At 68.6% G+C, this 17,080-nt stretch carries 13 protein-coding genes and 7 pseudogenes; 10 read left to right on the top strand and 10 right to left on the bottom strand.

Features of this window, described 5'->3' with window-relative positions; all coding sequences use genetic code 11:
* The first annotated feature begins 4 nt into the window (after positions 1-4).
* From sufC to AV541_RS01510, 4 genes and pseudogenes are all read left to right on the top strand, one after another.
* Positions 5-757: a Fe-S cluster assembly ATPase SufC gene (sufC, locus tag AV541_RS01525; RefSeq protein ID WP_060384084.1), complete on the top strand. Its 753-nt coding sequence runs from the start codon at positions 5-7 to the stop codon at positions 755-757.
* Positions 754-2,159 (top strand): annotated as a pseudogene (gene sufB, locus AV541_RS01520) (Fe-S cluster assembly protein SufB). The gene sufC and the pseudogene sufB overlap by 4 nt, the downstream one beginning before the upstream one ends.
* A 62-nt stretch (positions 2,160-2,221) precedes the next feature.
* Positions 2,222-3,516, top strand: a pseudogene (gene sufD / locus AV541_RS01515) (Fe-S cluster assembly protein SufD).
* A gap of 29 nt (positions 3,517-3,545) precedes the next feature.
* Positions 3,546-3,848 carry a Rieske (2Fe-2S) protein gene (locus tag AV541_RS01510; RefSeq protein WP_038035633.1) on the top strand — a complete coding sequence of 101 codons (303 nt, stop codon included), beginning with the start codon at positions 3,546-3,548 and terminating at the stop codon, positions 3,846-3,848.
* Here AV541_RS01510 and trpD read toward each other — a convergent pair.
* The 4 genes and pseudogenes from trpD to AV541_RS01490 all read right to left on the bottom strand — a co-directional run bounded on the left by trpD (position 3,845) and on the right by AV541_RS01490 (position 7,325).
* On the bottom strand, positions 3,845-4,834 hold the full coding sequence (trpD, locus tag AV541_RS01505; protein WP_008633798.1) for an anthranilate phosphoribosyltransferase: 990 nt from the start codon (positions 4,832-4,834) through the stop codon (positions 3,845-3,847). The two genes, AV541_RS01510 and trpD, sit on opposite strands and share 4 nt — an antisense overlap.
* Positions 4,822-5,403: an anthranilate synthase component II gene (locus tag AV541_RS01500; protein WP_060384083.1), complete on the bottom strand. Its 582-nt coding sequence runs from the start codon at positions 5,401-5,403 to the stop codon at positions 4,822-4,824. The genes trpD and AV541_RS01500 overlap by 13 nt, the downstream gene beginning before the upstream one ends.
* A pseudogene (trpE, locus tag AV541_RS01495) lies at positions 5,400-6,787 on the bottom strand (anthranilate synthase component I). Before trpE ends, AV541_RS01500 begins: the two are co-directional and overlap by 4 nt.
* A gap of 136 nt (positions 6,788-6,923) precedes the next feature.
* Entirely contained in the window at positions 6,924-7,325 is a 402-nt protein-coding gene (locus AV541_RS01490) for an acyl-CoA thioesterase (RefSeq protein ID WP_060384082.1), read from the bottom strand.
* Between the two features lie 38 nt (positions 7,326-7,363).
* Here AV541_RS01490 and AV541_RS01485 point away from each other — a divergent pair, with 38 nt between their 5' ends.
* The 4 genes from AV541_RS01485 (at position 7,364) to AV541_RS01470 (ending at position 10,563) form a co-directional block, all read left to right on the top strand.
* Complete coding sequence (locus AV541_RS01485) at positions 7,364-7,546, top strand: P-loop NTPase family protein (protein WP_008633803.1); 183 nt, start codon at positions 7,364-7,366, stop codon at positions 7,544-7,546.
* Positions 7,525-8,001, top strand: coding sequence for a hypothetical protein (locus AV541_RS01480; protein ID WP_060384081.1), 477 nt, complete (start codon positions 7,525-7,527; stop codon positions 7,999-8,001). Before AV541_RS01485 ends, AV541_RS01480 begins: the two co-directional genes overlap by 22 nt.
* Before the next feature lie 390 nt (positions 8,002-8,391).
* Positions 8,392-10,086: a M3 family oligoendopeptidase gene (locus tag AV541_RS01475; RefSeq protein ID WP_060384080.1), complete on the top strand. Its 1,695-nt coding sequence runs from the start codon at positions 8,392-8,394 to the stop codon at positions 10,084-10,086.
* Positions 10,087-10,110: 24 nt separating this feature from the next.
* Positions 10,111-10,563 carry an arsenate reductase ArsC gene (locus AV541_RS01470; protein ID WP_060384079.1) on the top strand — a complete coding sequence of 151 codons (453 nt, stop codon included), beginning with the start codon at positions 10,111-10,113 and terminating at the stop codon, positions 10,561-10,563.
* On the opposite strand, the gene ubiE is transcribed toward AV541_RS01470, so the two are convergent.
* Positions 10,560-11,222, bottom strand: a complete 663-nt coding sequence (gene ubiE / locus AV541_RS01465; RefSeq protein ID WP_060384815.1) for a bifunctional demethylmenaquinone methyltransferase/2-methoxy-6-polyprenyl-1,4-benzoquinol methylase UbiE — start codon at positions 11,220-11,222, stop codon at positions 10,560-10,562. The genes AV541_RS01470 and ubiE overlap by 4 nt on opposite strands.
* A 91-nt stretch (positions 11,223-11,313) precedes the next feature.
* Between ubiE and AV541_RS01460 the strand changes: the two are divergent.
* Positions 11,314-13,127: pseudogene (locus AV541_RS01460) on the top strand (ABC transporter permease).
* Positions 13,124-14,046: pseudogene (locus tag AV541_RS01455) on the top strand (ABC transporter permease). Before AV541_RS01460 ends, AV541_RS01455 begins: the two co-directional pseudogenes overlap by 4 nt.
* On the opposite strand, the gene AV541_RS01450 reads toward AV541_RS01455, so the two are convergent.
* The 5 genes and pseudogenes from AV541_RS01450 to AV541_RS01430 all read right to left on the bottom strand — a co-directional run bounded on the left by AV541_RS01450 (position 14,034) and on the right by AV541_RS01430 (position 17,077).
* Complete coding sequence (locus tag AV541_RS01450; RefSeq protein ID WP_060384078.1) at positions 14,034-14,291, bottom strand: hypothetical protein; 258 nt, start codon at positions 14,289-14,291, stop codon at positions 14,034-14,036. The pseudogene AV541_RS01455 and the gene AV541_RS01450 overlap by 13 nt on opposite strands.
* Positions 14,288-14,824 carry a flavin reductase family protein gene (locus AV541_RS01445; RefSeq protein ID WP_060384077.1) on the bottom strand — a complete coding sequence of 179 codons (537 nt, stop codon included), beginning with the start codon at positions 14,822-14,824 and terminating at the stop codon, positions 14,288-14,290. Before AV541_RS01445 ends, AV541_RS01450 begins: the two co-directional genes overlap by 4 nt.
* A pseudogene (locus AV541_RS01440) lies at positions 14,821-15,587 on the bottom strand (PSP1 domain-containing protein). The gene AV541_RS01445 and the pseudogene AV541_RS01440 overlap by 4 nt, the downstream one beginning before the upstream one ends.
* Positions 15,584-16,390, bottom strand: coding sequence for a DNA polymerase III subunit delta' (locus AV541_RS01435; RefSeq protein WP_060384076.1), 807 nt, complete (start codon positions 16,388-16,390; stop codon positions 15,584-15,586). The pseudogene AV541_RS01440 and the gene AV541_RS01435 overlap by 4 nt, the downstream one beginning before the upstream one ends.
* Positions 16,357-17,077 (bottom strand): annotated as a pseudogene (locus AV541_RS01430) (metallophosphoesterase family protein). Before AV541_RS01430 ends, AV541_RS01435 begins: the two are co-directional and overlap by 34 nt.
* Between the last annotated feature and the right edge of the window lie 3 nt (positions 17,078-17,080).

Raw genomic sequence — 17,080 nt, 5'->3', positions numbered from 1 at the left:
GAGCATGAGCCAGCTGGAGATCCGCGACCTCTGGGCTTCCATTGACGGGGAGACGATCCTCAAGGGCGTGAACCTGGTGGTCCCCAAGGGGGAGGTCCACGCCCTCATGGGCCCCAACGGGGCCGGGAAGAGCACCCTGGGCAAGATCCTGGCCGGGGACCCCGAGTACACGGTGGAGAGGGGGGAGATCCTCCTGGACGGGGAGAACATCCTGGAGCTCTCCCCGGACGAAAGGGCGCGGAAGGGGCTCTTCCTCGCCTTCCAGTACCCCGTGGAGGTGCCCGGGGTGACCATCGCCAACTTCCTCCGCCTCGCCCTCCAGGCCAAGCTGGGCCGGGAGGTGGGGGTGGCGGAGTTCTGGACCAAGGTGAAGAAGGCCCTGGAGCTCCTGGACTGGGACGAGGGCTACCTCTCCCGTTACCTCAACGAGGGCTTCTCCGGCGGGGAGAAGAAGCGGAACGAGATCCTGCAGCTTCTGGTCCTCGAGCCCACCTACGCCGTCCTGGACGAGACCGACTCGGGCCTGGACATTGATGCCCTGAAAGTGGTGGCCCGGGGCGTGAACGCCATGCGGGGGCCGAACTTCGGCGCGTTGGTGATCACCCACTACCAGCGGATCCTGAACTACATCCAGCCCGACAAGGTTCACGTGATGATGGACGGCCGGGTGGTGGCCACGGGCGGCCCCGAGCTCGCCCTGGAGCTCGAGGCCAAGGGGTACGAGTGGCTTAAGGAGAAGGTGAAGGAGGGCGCATGAGCGAGCTGGAGATCCGCCAAATTGGCGAGGAGTACCGCTGGCACTTCATTGACGAGATCCGGCCCGTCTTCAAGGCGGAGAAGGGGCTCACCCGCAGGGTGATTGAGGCCATCAGCTACCACAAGGGCGAGCCCGAGTGGATGCTGAAGTTCCGCCTGCGGGCCTTTGAGATCTTCCAGAAGAAGCCCATGCCCACCTGGGGCCCCGACCTCTCCGGGCTCAACCTGGACGACCTCGTCTACTACGTGAAGCCCGCCGAGGTCCGGGACGCCAAGAGCTGGGACGAGGTCCCCGAGGAGATCCGCCGGACCTACGAGCGGCTTGGCATCCCCGAGGCGGAGCGCAAGGTCTTGGCCGGGGTGGGGGCCCAGTACGACTCGGAGATGGTCTACCACCGGGTCAGGGAGGAGCTTGAGCGCCAGGGGGTCATCTTCGTGGCCATTGAGGAGGGGATGAAGAAGTACGAGGACCTCTTCAAGGAGTACTTCGCCAAGGTCGTCCCCCCGAGGACAACAAGTTCGCCGCCCTGAACTCGGCCGCCTGGTCCGGGGGCTCCTTCGTCTACGTGCCCCCTGGGGTCAAGGTGGAGCTCCCCCTGCAGGCCTACTTCCGGGTGAACACCCCCGAGTTCGGCCAGTTTGAGCGCACCCTCATCATCGTGGACGAGGGGGCCGAGGTGCACTACATCGAGGGGTGCACCGCCCCCATGTACTCCACGGAAAGCCTCCACACGGGCGTGATTGAGATCGTGGTCAAGCGGGGGGCGCGGAGCCGCTACACCACCATCCAGAACTGGTCCACCAACATGTACAACCTGGTGACCCAGCGGGCCCTGGTCTACGGGGACGCCTACCACGAGTGGGTGGACGGCAACCTGGGCTCCAAGGTCACCATGAAGTACCCCTCCAGCTACCTCCTGGAGCCGGGGGCAAGGAGCGAGATCCTCTCCATCGCCTTCGCCAAGACGGGCCAGCACCAGGACACGGGCGGCAAGCTCATCCTGGCCGCGCCCCACACCTCGGGGACCATCGTCTCCAAGAGCATCTCCAAGGGGGAGGGGCGGGCGAGCTACCGCGGCCTGGTGAAGGTGATGGAAGGGGCCCGGCACGGCAAGGTCAACGTGGAGTGCGACGCCCTCCTCATTGACCCGGAAAGCCGCACCGACACCTACCCCTACATTGAGATTGAGGAGGAGACCGCCCACGTGGGCCACGAGGCCACGGTCTCCAAGATCAACGACGAGCAGATCTTCTACCTGCAGACCCGGGGGCTCAAGGAGGACGAGGCCGCGGCCCTCATCGTGCGCGGCTTCATTGAGCCCATCGCCAAGGAGCTGCCCCTGGAGTACGCGGTGGAGCTGAACCGGCTCATCGAGCTGGAGATGGAGGGGTCCGTAGGCTAGACCCCAGGCCGGGCGGCGGACGGGCACCCCTCGTTCGCCGCCCCCTTGTGCAAGGAGGCCCGATGCAGGTACTGGACAAGACGCATGTGGAAACCCTCTCCCAGGCCCTGGGGGAACCGGCCTGGGTGCTGGAGAAACGGTTTAAGGCCCTCGAGGCCTTCGCCCGCCTCCCTTACCCCAGCAAGAAGGACGAGAACTGGCGGTACACCGACCTCTCCGAAGCCCCCCTGGAGCTTCCCGTGGAGGCCCCCAAGGGGCTTAAGCTCTCCCGGGACGAGCTTCCCGAGCCCGTCCGGCGCAGGCTGGAAAAGACCGACGTCTCGGGCTTTCTGGTCTTCGTGGGGCCGGACCTCGTCTACGCCGAGGTGCCCGAGGCGCTAAAGGAAAAGGGCCTCGTCTTCACCTCCCTGGCCGAGGCCCTGAAGACCCACCCCGACAAGGTGGAGGCGGCCCTCTTCCAGGCGGTCTACACCGAGGACAAGTTCGCCGCACAGAACAGCGCCTTCTTCACCCACGGGGCCTTCCTCTACGTGCCCGCGGGGCTAGAGGTGGAGAAGCCCCTCGGGGTCTTCAAGGTGCTCCTGGAGGGGGAAAAGGCCTCGGCGGGGCGGAGCCTCCTCTTCCTGGAGGACAACGCCAAGGCCGCCTACATTGAGGAGTACCTCTCCTTGGACCTCCCCCCACCCTGCACCTCTCCGCCACGGAGATGGTCCTGAGGCCCGGGGCCCGCCTGCGCCACGCCCACGTCCAGACCTTCGGCGAGGGGGTGTGGCACTTCCACCGGCAAAGGGCCCTTCTGGAGCGGGATAGCGGCCTCAACGACCTCGTGGTGAACCTCGGGGGCGCCTACGCCCGGAGCGAGGTGGCCTCGGAGCTCGTGGGCCCGGGGGCGGAGAGCGAGATGCTCGGCCTCTACTTCGGCCACGGGCGACAGCAGTTTGACCACTACACCCTGCAGCACCACGTGGAGCACCACACCCGCTCGGACCTCCTCTACAAGGGGGCGGTGAAGGACGAGGCCCGGGCGGTCTTCTCCGGCCTCATCAAGCTGGAAAAGGGGGCCCAGAAGACGGACGCCTACCAGGCGAACCGCAACCTCCTCCTCTCCCCCACGGCCCGGGTGGACTCCATCCCCCAGCTGGAGATCGGGGCCAACGACGTGCGCTGCACCCACGGGAGCACCACCGCCCCCGTGGACGAGATGCAGCTTTTCTACCTCCAGTCCCGGGGGCTTCCTCGAGGCCTCGCCCAGGAGCTCCTGGTCAAGGCCCACCTCGCGGACGTCCTCTCCCGCATCCCCTTGAAGGCGCTGAGGGCCCACATTGAGGCGGTGATCGAAGAAAAGGTCCGCATTTAGCGGGCGCGGGAAGCCTATAGGCTAAAGCCATGTGGACTCCGGTAGCCAAACTCAGCGAGTTCCAAGATGGCCGCCTGGTGGTGCGGCGGCCTGAGCACAAAAAGCCCATCCTCCTCCTTTACACCGGGGAGGAGGTCTTCGCCCTGGAGGACGTCTGCACCCACGACGACGGCCCCCTCCACGAAGGGGAGGTGGAGGACGGGGCCATCGTCTGCCCCCGCCACGGGGCCCGGTTTGACCTGAGGACGGGGCGGCAGACCCTCCCCGCCCCCAGGCCCGTGAAGGTCTTCCCCGCCCGCCTCGAGGGGGACACCGTCCTCCTGGACCTCTAGGCCCTGAGAAAGGCCACGTAGCGCTCCAGGAGGAGGTAGGCCTCCCCCGAGGCCAGGACCTCTCGGGCCAACGCCACCCCCTCCTTCAGGGAGGGGGTTTTTCCTGCGGCGTAGAACCCGGCCCCCGCGGCCAGGGCCACGGCGTCGGCCAGGGGGCCCTTCTCCTCCCCTTTGAGGAGGCGGCGGGCGAGGGCCGCGTTCTCCTCGGGGCCTCCGCCTTTGAGGGCCTCGAGGGGGGCCCTCTTTAGGCCCACCGCCTCAGGGGTGAGGGTGTAGGCCCCCTTCCCTACCTCCACCACCCGGTTCTCCCCGAGGACGAGCTCGTCCGCCCCCTCCCCGTGGACCACGAGGCCCCTCGCCCCAAGCCGCTCCAGGGCCTCGGCCATGGGGGAAAGCCACTCCGGGCTATAGACCCCGAGGACGTAGGCGTCCGCCCCGGCGGGGTTGGTGAGGGGTCCCAAGAGGTTGAAGACGGTGCGCACGCCGAGCTCGGCCCGCACCGGGGCCACGTGGCGCATGGCAGGGTGGAAGACCCGGGCGAAGAGGAAGCCAAAACCCAGGGCCTCTATGGCCTCCCCCACCCGCTCAGGGGGGGCCTCCAGGTCCACCCCCAGGGCCTCGAGGAGGTCCGCGCTCCCCGCCTTGGAGCTTGCCGCCCGGTTCCCGTGCTTGGCCACGGCCACCCCCCCCGCCGCCGCCACCAGGGCGGCCAGGGTGGAGAGGTTCAAAAGGCCCTTATGGTCCCCCCCGGTCCCCACGATGTCCAAAAGGGGCCTTCGGGCCACCCGAAGGGGCCTTGCCGCCTCCCGCATGGCCCGGGCCATGGCAGCGATCTCGTGGGGCCGCTCTCCCCGGACACTCAAGGCCACCAGAAGCCCCGCCGCCCGCACCGGGGAGACCTCCCCCGCCATCAGGGCCCGCATGACCTCGTAGGCCTCGTCCTCCTCCAAGACCTCGCCCAAAAGCGCTTTCTTTACCGCGTCCATGGGTCCTCCAAGAAGTTCTTGAGGATGAGCTTACCGGCTTCCGTCAGGTAGCTTTCCGGGTGGAACTGCACCCCGTGGGTGGGGAAGGTTTTGTGGCGGAAGCCCATCACCGTCCGCCCCCCCGCCTCCTCCACCCAGGCGTTCACCAAAAGGTCCTCCGGCACCTCCGCCACCGCCAGGGAGTGGTAGCGGGTGGCGGGGAAGGGGCTAGGCAGCCCCCGGAAGACCCCGGTGCCGTCGTGGTGGATCTCGCTCACCTTTCCGTGCATGAGAACGGGGGCGGGGACGACCTTCCCTCCAAAGGCCGCCCCGATGGCCTGGTGGCCGAGGCAGACCCCCAGGATGGGGTAGCGGGGGGCGTAGCGCTGGACCAGGGGGATGGAAAGCCCCGCCTCAAAGGGGGTGCAGGGCCCGGGACTTATAAGGATCCGGTCCGGGTCCAGGGCCGCCACCTCCTCCAGCTCAAAACGGTCGTTCCGCCACACAATGGGGCTTGCCCCCAGCTCCCCCAGGTACTGCACCAGGTTGTAGGTGAAGCTATCGTAGTTGTCCACCACCAAGACCTTCATAGCCCTTCCTCCGCCATCTCCACCGCTTTTAGGAGGGCCTTGGCCTTGTTCAGGCACTCCTGGTACTCCCTTTCCGGCACCGAGTCCGCCACGATCCCCGCCCCCGCCTGCACGTGCATCCACCCTTTAGCGATGACGAAGGTACGCAAGGTTAAGGCCACATCCATGGCCCCGTCGTAAGCGAGGTAGCCGAAGCTTCCCCCGTAGGGCCCCCGGCGGTGGGGCTCCAGCTCCTCAATGATCTCCATGGCCCGGATCTTCGGGGCCCCGGAGACCGTCCCCATGGGCAGCACGCTGGCCAGGGCGTCCAGGGGGGTCTTCCCCTCGGCCAAGACCCCTTCCACCGTGGAGACCAGGTGCATCACGTGGGAGTAGTGCTCCACGTGGAGGGGCTCCAAGACCCGCACCGTGCCGAAGGCGGCGACCCGGCCGATGTCGTTGCGGGAGAGGTCCAGAAGCATCACGTGCTCCGCGACCTCCTTCTCGTCCTTAAGAAGCTCCTCGGCAAGCCTTTTGTCCTCCTCCTCGTCCTTCCCCCTCGGCCTCGTGCCCGCGATGGGCCGGGTGACCACCCTTCGGCCGTCCGAGCGCAGGAGGCTTTCCGGGCTGGCCGAGACCAAAATCACCTCCCCCAGGTCCAGATAGCCCATGTAGGGGCTCGGGTTCACGCTCCTTAAGGCCCGGTAGAGGGCAAAGGGATGGACGGTGAGGGGGGAGGAGAGCCTCAAGGAGAGGACCACCTGGAAGATATCCCCCGCGCGGATGTAGTCCAAGGCCCTCCTCACCGCCTCCAGGTAGGCCTCCCGGGAAAAGTCCTCCTGGAAGCGGGCCCTCCCCCCGCCCTCTCCCCCGGCACCCCGGGCAGGGGGCCCTTGAGCCTCCTCTCGGCCCAAAAGAGACGGGCCTCTGCCTCCTCGGGGTCGGTGCCCGGGGCTACGAGGTGGAGGAGGTTTTTCAGGTGGTCAAAGACCGCCACCACCTCGGGCTCCACGAAGAGGAGGTCGGGGAGGCCGAGGTCGTCGGGCTTGAGGCTCGGAAGCCTCTCGTAGTAGCGGATGAGGTCGTAGGCGACGTACCCCACCACCCCGCCAAAGAAGGGGGGAAGGTCGGGGAGACGCTCCAAGGGGGCGTGGACCGCCTCGTAGAGGGCGCGCAAGGGATCCTGGGTCGCCACGGGGGTGCCGTTCACGGTGAAGACCCCGTCCTTAAGGCGGAAGGTGCGCCGCGCCCCCACGCCCACGATGGAGAAGCGGCTTTGCCGGCCCATTTCCACCGACTCCAGGAGGAAGCTCACCGGGGCCTTCTCGGCAAGCTTCAGGTAGGCGGTCACCGGGGTCTCCAGGTCCGCGAGGAAGGTTTTGCGGTAAGGTTGGATCCGCTCCATGCCGTCCCCCAAAAACAAAGCCCCGGGGTGTGCCCCGGGGAAAGGCCTCCCGCCCCGGGGCCTAGCCGGGCCACCAGAGGGCGGAGGGAAGGGCCATGGCCTCAGGATAGCGGGATAAGGGGGCCCTGTCCAGGGGCTATAGGGGCCGCCCCTCCAAAGCCCGGATCCTCTCCCGGATGGCCTCGGGCAAGGGAGCGGGGCTGCCCCCTTCCAGCCAGACCTGGACGGTCCGGCCCCGGGCCGCCTCCTCCCCACGGACCTCCACCCGGTACTCCATGTCAAAGCTGGAGCGGCCGATCCGCACCACCCGCACCCCCACCTCCACGGGGTCCTCGAGGTGGATGGGCCTCAGGAAGTCCACCTCGGCCCGGGCCAGGATGAAGTGGCCCCGCCCCACCCAGTCCCGCTCCAGCCGACTGAAGTAGGCGACGCGGGCCACCTCAAAGTAGGTAAGGTAGACGGCGTTATTCACGTGCCCCAAGGCGTCCAGATCGCGGAAGCGGACCTGCACGGGAACCTTTACGGGAAAGCCCTCCATGCCCCAAGCTTACCCCACCTTCGGGGCTATCCTGAAAAGTGTACCTCCACCGCCCGAGGCTTCACCAAGCCCTGGAGGAGGCGCTCCCCGAAGGGGTCCTGGTCCACGCGCCCCCCGGCTTCGGCAAAACCCTCCTCCTGAAGACCTTCGCCGAGGCCAAGGGGCTTCCCTACCGCCGGACCTGGCTTCCCGAGCCCGGGTGTTACGACCTGAGGTCCTGAAGGCGGAGGCCGGGCCTACGGAGCCCTTCTTCCAGATCCGGCTCCACCCCCTGGAGGACGTTCCCCTGGACCTCTACACTCTAGACCCGCCCCGGCTTCCGGGCGGGGAGCGGGTGGCGGCCTTCCCCTACCCCGGCTTTGACCGCGACCCCACCCAGCCCCGCTACGCCCTGAGCCTGCACGAAGGGCAGAGAGGTTTCTTCCTCTGGATCCTCCAGCCGGAGGTGCACACCTTCACCTTCTACGCCCGCCTGGTGCGCTGCCGGGAGGTGGAGGGCGGGGAGGTTTCCCCCCTCAACCCGCCCCCCGGGGCCAGCTGCCCAAGCCTTCCCCTGGTCCAGGCCTTCTACACCCACCGGGGGCTCTTGGGGACGGGAGCGCCCCTTTCCCTGCGCCTCCAGTTCCGCTCCCCCAAGGGGTGGCGCTCGCAGCCCTTTGTTCTAAGCCTTCCCTGAGGGCTTTCCCAAGCGTCCTCTTCACCGGAAGTCAACCTGTTCTATGCTACAAAGAGTCCGCAAGGAGGTGAGGTCCCATTTTGGCTTCTGGCCCTAGGCGCCCTCCTGGTGGCCTGCGCGCCCCGGATCACGGCGGAGCCTCTTCCCGGCGTGCGAGTGGACGTCCCGGTGCAGGTTCCGCCCCCGGCTCCCTCCCAACCCCAAAAACCGGAGGCAAGGGGGGCATGAGCGGGCCCGTGATCAAGGTCCTCCCCGGAAACCCCCTGGACCCCGGAAGGGGTGGGCATGGAAACCCTGGGCCTAGGCTTCATCGCGCTTCTGCGGCTTCGCATCTACCTGGAGCCCGTGGCCTACTGAGGGCCTGACCCGCCGGTCAGGTATAGTGGGGGCATGACCGAGACCACCTGGGACCTGACCCCCCTCTTCCCCGGCCTGGAAAGTCCCGAGTTCCAGAAGGCCTGGGAGGACCTAAAAGGGGAAATCGTCCGCCTGAAGGGGCTTTTGGAGGAAAGCGCCCTCCTCGAGGAGGTCCTGACCTCCCTGGACACCCTGAGCGAAAAGGCCACCCCCCTCCGGGCCTACCTCTACGCCCGCTACAGCGCCGACACCCGGGACGAGGCCGCCCTCGCCAAGCTCTCGGAGCTCCAGGTCCTCTTCCTGGACTTCCAGCGCTTAAGGCCCCGCCTCACCCGCTACCTGGCCCTCCAAGACCCCGAGGAGGCCGGGCCCTACCGCCTCCTGGTGGAGGAGGCCAAGGAGGAGGCCCTGCACATGATGCCCGAGGGGGAGGAGGTCTTGGCGGCGGAGCTATCCCTCTCGGGGAGGGCGGCCTGGGACAAGCTCCACGAGAGCCTCACGAGCCAGATCACCGCGGTGGTGGACGGGGAGGAGATGCCCATAAGCCAGGTGCGCAACCTCTACTTCCGCCCCGAGGAAGCGGTGCGCAAAAAGGCCTACGAGGCGGAGCTAAAGGCCTGGGAGGCCCACGAGGTGCCCCTGGCCTTCGCCCTAAACGGGGTCAAAGGGGAAGCCTCGGTCCTCAACCGGAGGCGGGGCTACCGGGACGACCTCGAGCCCACCCTCCTCCAAAACCGCATCACGAGGAAGGCCCTCTCCGCCATGCAGGAGGCGGTAGGGGAAAGCCTTCCCCTCTTCCGCCGCTACTTCCTCCTCAAGGCCAGGGCCCTAGGCAAGGAGCGCCTGGACTGGTGGGACCTCTTCGCCCCCCTGGGCCGGGGAAGGCGCTGGAGCCTGGAGGAGGCCCGGGCCTTCATCCCGGCCAAGCTCGCCCTCCTGGTGCCGAACGCCGCCAAGGTGGCGGAGATGGCCTTCAACGAGCGCTGGATGGACCTCCTCCCCCGAAAGGGCAAGGTGGGCGGGGCCTACTGCATGGGGCGGGGCGGGGGGAAGAGCCTCATCCTCGCCAACTACGAGGAAAGCTTTGAGTCCGTCTCCACCCTGGCCCACGAGCTCGGCCACGCCTACCACAACTTCGCCTTGAGGGAGGCCCCCGCCTCCTTAAGGGAGGTCCCCATGACCCTGGCGGAGACGGCGAGCATCATGAACGAGACCCTGGTGGTGGAGGCGGCGCTCAAGGAGGCCTCCCCCGAGGAAGGCCTCCTCATCCTGGACGCCTACCTCCAGGGGGCGGCCCAGGTGGTGGTGGACATCCATAGCCGCTTCCTTTTTGAGTCCTGGGTCTTCCAAAAGCGCAAGGAACGGGAGCTTTCTCCCAGGGAGTTCAAGGAGCTCATGCTCAAAGCCCAGGAGGAGGCCTACGGGGAGGTTCTGGCCACCCGCCACCCCTACATGTGGGCGGTGAAGAGGCACTACTACGGGGCGGACTTCTACAACTACCCCTACACCTTCGGCCTCCTCTTCGGGCTTGCCGTCTACGAGACCGCCAAGGAGGACCCCGGCTTCGCCGAGCGTTACGAGGCCCTTTTGGCCGAGTCGGGCCGGTACCGGGCCAAGGAGCTCGCCCTCCGCTTCGGCTTTGACCTGGAAAGCGTGGACTTCTGGCGCCGGGGGATAAGGGTCCTCGAGGAGAAGGTGGCCCAGCTTGAGCGCATGATCTCCCCCTGACCGAGGGGGGCTAGGCTTTGGAGGATGCGGGTCCTCGTCCTCTGCACCCACAACTCCGCCCGGAGCCAGATGGCGGAGGCCTGGCTCAAGCACTGGGCGAAGGTCCTGGGGGTAGATCTTGAGGTCCACTCCGCCGGCACGGAAAAGGCCTTCGTGAAGGAAGAGGCCAAGCGGGTCATGGCCGAGGTGGGGCTGGACCTCTCGGGCCACTTCTCCAAGACCCTCTTTGAGGTCCCCGACCCTTGGGACTTCGGCCTCGTCCTCACCGTGTGCGACCAGGCCAAGGAGGCCTGCCCCGCCTACCCCGCAAGGACCGAGAAGCGCCACGTCTCCTTCCCCGACCCCACGGGGAAACCCCTGGAGGAGTGGCGCAAGGTGCGGGACGCCCTCGGGCGGATGGCCCGCTTCCTGGTGGAAGCCCTCAAGGAGGGAAGGCTTCCCAGCGACGAGGAGCTGAGGCAAGCGGCCGGGCTTTAGGGCCTGTCCCCCACGTGGATGGCCGCCACCCCGAAGGTGAGGAGCTCGTAGCGCACGGAAAACCCCGCCGCCGCCATCATGGCCTTCAGGGCCTCAGGAGCAGGGAAGGCCTCCACGCTTTCCGGCAGGTAGCGGTAGGCCCCGAAGTTCCCCGAAAGAAGCCCCCCAAGGAAAGGGAGGATCCGCCCGAAGTAGACCCGGTAGACGAGGCCAAAGGCCCCCTTAGGGGGCGGGGGAAACTCCAAGAGGACGAGCCTCCCCCCGGGGGCCAGGACCCGGTAAAGCTCCCTTAGGGCCTTTTCGTAGTCGGCGAAGTTGCGGAAGCCGAAGGCGATGGTGACGGCCTCAAAGGATTCATCGGGAAAGGGGAGGGCGAGGGCGTCCGCCTCGAGGAAACGGACCTCTAGCCCCCTCGCCTCCGCCTTCTTCCGGGCGATCTCCAGCATGGGCGGGGCGAAGTCCGCCCCCACCACCTCGGCCGCCGGGGCCCTTTCCTTGAGCATGAGGGCCAGATCCCCCGTGCCCGTGGCCAGGTCCAGGATGCGCCTGGGGGCCTTCTCCAGGGCCAGGTCCACCGCCCGCCTGCGCCAGCGGAGGTCCGCCCCGAAGGAGAGGAGGCGGTTTAGGAGGTCGTAGCGGGGGGCGATCTCCGAGAACATCCGCCGCACCCTTTTCGCCTTTTCCTCCGGGGAAGCCGCCACGAGGGGAGTCTAGCACGAAAGGCCACCCCCTTAGGGTAAAATCCTCCGCGTGTTGACCGACCGCAAGCGCCTGGGGCTTCTCGTCCTCCTGGGAGGGGGGGTCACCCTCCTCCTCTGGTACCTGGCCCCCTGGGCCGTGCCCCATCGGATCTTCGGCGGGGAGGGGGTGCTCCTCAACCCCTTCGGCCACCACCTGCCCCAAGGCCGCCTCCCCCAGGGCTACCAGGACGCCTGGCTCTACCCCGTCTTCTACCTCTCCCTGGCCTGGCTCCTCTTAAGCCTCCTCCTCCCCTGGACCCGGGCGGGCGTCCGGGGGCTCTACTGGGCCGGGGCCTTGGGCCTAGGGCTCTTCCTCCTCACCTACCTCCTCTTTCAGGGGAGCGTGGCCCAGGTGAACGCCGGGGCGGAAAGGCCCCTCCTGCGCCGCTTTAGCCTCGGCCTCGGGAGCTACGCCACCTTGGCCTATGGCCTCTACCTCCTCCTCCTCGCCCGGCTCTTTTCCCCTGGGGGGCTCGCCTTTTTGGTGCGAAGGCGGGGCGTGGTGGTGCCCCTTTTCTCCCTCCTCCTCGCCTCCTTCCTGGGCGGGGTCATCGTGGCCCTCCTCAAGGAAACCCCGGCCCGGGCCCAGGGCCTCCGGGACGCCTTCCTCCTGAAGCTGGACCTCATCACCTACACCTACCAGCTCCTCTATAGCCCCCTGGTGAACCCCTCCGGGTTCCTCCAAAGCCTCCTCCTCGCCACCCCCCTCGTCTTCACCGGGCTCGCCGTGGCCTTGGGGTTTAGGGGCGGGCTCTTCAACATCGGGGCCCCGGGGCAGCTCATCCTGGGGGCCATCGCCGCCATGCTGGTGGGGGTCTACCTCCCGGGCCCCAGGTGGCTCGTCCTGCCCCTCGCCCTCCTCGCCGCCGCCCTGGCCGGGGGCTTTGGGGGGCGATCCCGGGCTGGCTCAAGGCCCGCTTCGGGGCCCACGAGGTGATCAACACCATCATGTTCAACTACATCGCGGCGAGCCTCTTCCTCTTCCTCATCTCCGCCAACGAGTACAAGTTCTTCGGCAGGACCCTGTACCTCCCCTTCAAGTACCCGGGCTACGAGGCCCGGAGCTACGAGATCCGGCCCGAGGCCCGCATCCCCCACTGGACCGACCTGGTGGCCCCCGGCGGGGAGCTCTCCTTCGCCCTGCCCCTGGCCCTCCTCTTGGGGCTTTTGGGCTACTTCCTGGTGCGGAAGAGCCTGGGCCACCGGCTCCTCGCCGCAGGCCTCCTCGGGGCCTTGGGCTACGGGCTTGGGGGGCTTCTTCCCGGCCCGGAGGTGGCCTTCGGCCCCGACCTCACCTCGGTGCGCCTGAACGGGGCCTTCCTCCTCGCCCTCCTCGCCCTCCTCTTCTTCCACTACTACGTCTTCCGCACCGTGGGCGGGTACGAGCTTCGCGCCTTGGGCCTCGCCCCCAAGGCGGCGGAGTACGGGGGCGTGGCGGTGGGGCGGAAGGTGGTCCTCGTGATGTTCCTCTCCGGGGCCTTGGCGGGCCTCGCCGCCGCCCACTACGTCCTGGGCGGGGGGATTGACGAGTACCGGCTGAAGCAGTCCCTCCCCTACTCCGTGGGGTTTGACGGCATCGCCGTGGCCCTTATGGGGCAGAACACCCCCCTTGGGGTGGGCCTCGCCGCTTGGCTTTTCGGCATCCTCCTCACGGGGGGGCTCCAGGTGAACCTGCAGCTCGGCATCAGCCGGGAGCTGGTGGCGGTGCTCCAGGCCCTCATCGTCCTCTTCATCGCCGCAGGGGGCTTTTTGCCCCGCTACTTCACCGACCCCCTGAGGGCGGCGGAAGTAGAGCTCAAGTCGGAAAGGGAGGTGAAGGAATGAGCCTGGACACCGCCTTCCTCACCGCGCTTCTCCTCTCCACCCTGCGCCAGACGGCGCCCCTTCTCCTCACCGCCCTCGGGGGATGTTCTCGGAGAGGAGCGGGGTGGTGAACATCGCCCTCGAGGGCATCCTCCTCTTCGGCGCCCTCACGGCGGCGGTGGTGGTGGAGCGCCTCGAGGCCGCCCTAGGTCCCGGGCCTCACCCTTGGCTCCCCTGGGTGGGGGTGCTCGCCGCCATGGGGGTAGGGGGCCTGGTCGCCTTCGTCCACGCCCTGGTCTCCATCAAGTACCGCGCCGACCAGATCATCAGCGCCACGGCCATCAACCTCCTGGCCCTAGGCGCCCCGAGCCTCGTCCTCACTTATTTCTACGGCAACGCCACGAGCTCCAAGGAGGTGGAAAACCGCCTCCCCCTCTGGGGCCCCGAGGGCTTCCAGCTTTCCCCCTTGGTCTACGTGGCTTTCCTCCTCGTGCCCCTCACCTGGTGGATCCTCTTCAAGACCCCCTTCGGCCTCCGCCTGCGGGCCGTGGGGGAGCACCCTGAGGCCGCCGACACCCTGGGGGTGAACGTCCACCGGATGCGCTACACCGGGGTCGTCCTCTCCGGGGTCCTCACGGGCCTCGCCGGGGCCTACCTCTCCATCGGCTTCCTGAACCAGTTCGTGCGGGGGATGTCGGCGGGGATGGGGTTCATCGCCCTGGCGGCCCTCATCTTCGGGAAGTGGCACCCCGTGGGGATCCTCTTCTCCACCCTCCTCTTCGGCTTCGCCTCGGCCCTCGCCATCCAGCTCCAGGGGAGCGAGATCCTGCCCGCCGTTTTGGTCCAGGCCTTCCCCTACGTGGTCACGGTGCTGGTCCTGGCGGGCTTCATCGGCAGAAGCCGTCCCCCGGCCGCCGTGGGCAAGCCCTACGAGAAGTAGGCGCGAAGCCGCCCCAGGCGGTGGAGAAGCCTCAGGCGGCTCCCGTCCCGGAAGACGAGCTCCACCCCGTTTTCCAGGAGGGCGAAGCCCTGGAGGCGCTCCGCCCCCACCCCCTGGGCGAAGCGGGCGTGGGCGTCCGCCCGGAGGTAGAGGAAGCCCTCCTCAAAGAAGACCTGGGCCTCCGTCCCCTGGCGGTTGAAGACCAGGCGGCGCACCTTCTGGGCGAGAGCCTCCGCCTCCCTCACGGCGCGGACGCCTCCTCGGCAGGGCGCCCGTAGAGGCCCTTGCCGTAGTAGAGGAGGGCAAGGCCGGGCTTAGGCCTTCCCTTCTCGTCCAGGAAGCCCTCCTCCTCCCAGACCGCCACCACCCGGCCCACGAAGAGGTCGTGGTCGCCAAAGGTACGGACCTCCACGAGCTCCAGCTCGTAGGCGGCGTAGGCCCCCTCCAGGATGGGCACCCCGGTGTGGCCCAGGAAGTGGGGGGCCTGGCCCTTGTCCACCTCCCGGCCCGAGTGGCTTCCCAGCCAGTGGACGAGGTCCCTTTGCCCAAAGGGGTGGAAGCTCGCCGAGAAGCGGCGGGCCTTTAGGAGGAGCCCGTGGGTGAAGCGCTTAGGGCTGATGGAGACCCCGAAGAGGGGGGGGTCGGCGGAAAGGCCCGTGTTCCACACCGCCGGGCAGAAGTTCACCCGCTCCTCAAGCCGCACCCCCACCACGGCGGGGACGCCGGGGTAGTAGTGGTAGAAGCCCGGCAGGGGACCTTGCGCCCGGTAGGACCTCATGCCAGATCCTCCTTGCCCACTTCCACGGTCTTGCCCTCCTCCAGGAGAAGTTCCACCGTGCCCTTCAGGGGATTCACCTTCTGCACCTTGCCGCAAAGACCGGCCTTGGTGCAGACCCGGGCGTTCTTCTTGGGAAGCTCCTTGAGAAGCTCCTGGTAGACGGGGTGCTCGTAGGTGAGGCAGCAGAGAAGCCTCCCGCAGGGGCCCGAGATCTTCTCCGGGTTCAGGGGAAGCTGCTGGTCCCGGGCGAGCTTGATGGACACCTGGGCGAAGCCCTGGAGCCAGGTGGAGCAGCAGGACTCCATGCCGCAGGCCCCCAAGGTCCCAAGGTACTGGGCCTCCTCCCGGGGGCCTTCGGCCACGAACTCAATCCGGGCCCCCAGGGCGCGGGCGAGCTCGGGGGCAAAGCGCCTCAGGTTCACCCGCTCCTCGGCGCTGTAGTGGATGACGAGGTGGCGGCCGTCCAGGGTGAAGTCGCACCCCAAAACCTTGGCCCGCACCCCCTCCTCCCGGAACCGGGCCCGGACGAAGTGGAGGGCCTCCTCCGCCCGGGCGCGGAGCCTCGCGGCCCGGTCCAGGTCCTCCTTGGAGGCGAGCCGCACCACCTCCCCCGAGGCCGGCCGGTCCACGGGGGGGTGCGGACCCGGCCCACCTCCAGCCCCCGCCCGGTGCGGACCACCACGAAGGCGTCCACGGGTGGGGCCTCCCCCCGGAAGCGGACGTAGCGGAGGACGGGGGTGCGGAAGCGTACGCCCACGGTCATGTCTCTAAGTCTAAGGCCAGCCGGGCGAGGACCAGCTCGGGGCTCACGTACCCCTCCAAAGCTTCCCGCGCCCGCTCCAGGGCGAGGAGGTGCTCCGGGCGTTCCAGGACGGCGTGGAGGGCGTGGACCCCCTCCTCCTCGGCCAAAAGCTCCCGAAGCAAAGCGAGGCGCTCCAGGGGCGGTGCCTTTAGGACCTTTTGCGCCCTGGCCATGCGGGCCCGGTACCCCTCCGGGTCCTGGAGGGCCCTAAGGAGGCGGCCCGGGGCTCCGGCGGCGTAGCGGAGGAGCTCCGGGTCCTGGGTGAGGGGGCGCATGGCCTCCTCGGGCACCGGGGCGAAGGCCACCTCCGTGGCCCGGGAGGCCAGGGTGGGCAGGAGGGTGGCGCGGCTTGGGGCGATGAGAACGATGCGGGCGTAGGAAGGGGGTTCCTCCAGAAGCTTAAGGAGGGCGTTGGCCGCGGCCTCGGTGAGGAGGTGGGCCGAGTCCAGGATGGCCACCTTCACCCGCTCCCGGGGGTGGCTGGAGAACCACTCCAAGAGGGGCGCCACCTCCTCCAGCCGCACCTCGGCCCGGCCCCGGAGGTCCCGGGCCTTGGGCCCCACCTCGAGGACGTCCGGGTGCTCCCCCAGGGAGGGCGGGGGGAAGCCGCGGTTGAGCCCCCAGGCGTACCAGCGGGCCACGGTGCGCCGCCCCACCCCCTCGGGGCCGGAGAAGAGCAGGGTCTGGGCGGTGAGGCGGGGAAGGAGGGCGAGAACGGCCTCGTGCCCGATTATTGCCCCAGGGTGAGCCGGGTGTAGAGCCATGGGGGAAAGCCCTCCTCCGCAAGGCGGGCGGCCACGCGCCCCAGGTCGTAGGCCACCCGGTAGAAGGCGATCCGGTCCCCCTCCCAAAGGGCGAAGGCCGCCCCCGGGACCCCGTCCCTGGGCTGGCCCACGGAGCCCGGGTTCACCAGGGCCCGCACCGAGGGGGCAGGACGAGCTCCCCCCCTTCGGGGAAGGCCTGGTAGCGCACCCAGGGGCGGGGGCCCTGGAGCTCCAGAAAGGCCCCCGCCAGGTGGGTGTGCCCGTGGAAGGCGAGCCGGGCCTCGCTGCAGCGGAAGGCCTGCCGGGCGGGGGCCAGGTCGTCCAGGTACTCCCAGGGGTCGCAGGGGCTTCCGTGGACGAGGAGCGCCCCCTCCACCTCCCGCTGCCAGGGCCAGGAGGCGAGGAAGGCGAGGTTTTCGGGGGAGAGGCGGCGCCTTTGCCACTCCAGGATCTCCAGCACCACGCCCTCCACGGGGAGCCGGTCCAGGGCGAGGAGCCAGGCGTCGTGGTTCCCCAGGACGCACTCCGCCCCCACCTCCCGGAGCCAGCCGAGCACCCGGTCCCCGTCCGGGTAGTAGCCCACCGCGTCCCCCAGAAAGAGCACCCGGTCAAAGGGGGGGCGGCCTGGAGCACCGCCTCCAGGGCGGGCCAGTTCCCGTGGATGTCGGAGAGGACCAGGTGGCGCACGGG

The organism is Thermus parvatiensis, from assembly GCF_001535545.1.
Lineage (GTDB): Bacteria > Deinococcota > Deinococci > Deinococcales > Thermaceae > Thermus > Thermus parvatiensis.
Note: the sequence above shows the minus strand (reverse complement) of the source record. Positions and strands in the feature narration are given on the sequence as shown.

Bases quoted from the DNA above. Each gene is read 5' to 3' on its own strand.
- sufC (WP_060384084.1), top strand. From the start codon at position 5: ATGAGCCAGCTGGAGATCCGCGACCTCTGGGCTTCCATTGACGGGGAG.
- AV541_RS01510 (WP_038035633.1), top strand. From the start codon at position 3,546: ATGTGGACTCCGGTAGCCAAACTCAGCGAGTTCCAAGATGGCCGCCTG.
- trpD (WP_008633798.1), bottom strand. From the start codon at position 4,834: ATGGACGCGGTAAAGAAAGCGCTTTTGGGCGAGGTCTTGGAGGAGGAC.
- AV541_RS01500 (WP_060384083.1), bottom strand. From the start codon at position 5,403: ATGAAGGTCTTGGTGGTGGACAACTACGATAGCTTCACCTACAACCTG.
- AV541_RS01490 (WP_060384082.1), bottom strand. From the start codon at position 7,325: ATGGAGGGCTTTCCCGTAAAGGTTCCCGTGCAGGTCCGCTTCCGCGAT.
- AV541_RS01475 (WP_060384080.1), top strand. From the start codon at position 8,392: ATGACCGAGACCACCTGGGACCTGACCCCCCTCTTCCCCGGCCTGGAA.
- AV541_RS01470 (WP_060384079.1), top strand. From the start codon at position 10,111: ATGCGGGTCCTCGTCCTCTGCACCCACAACTCCGCCCGGAGCCAGATG.
- ubiE (WP_060384815.1), bottom strand. From the start codon at position 11,222: ATGTTCTCGGAGATCGCCCCCCGCTACGACCTCCTAAACCGCCTCCTC.
- AV541_RS01445 (WP_060384077.1), bottom strand. From the start codon at position 14,824: ATGAGGTCCTACCGGGCGCAAGGTCCCCTGCCGGGCTTCTACCACTAC.
- AV541_RS01435 (WP_060384076.1), bottom strand. From the start codon at position 16,390: ATGGCTCTACACCCGGCTCACCCTGGGGCAATAATCGGGCACGAGGCC.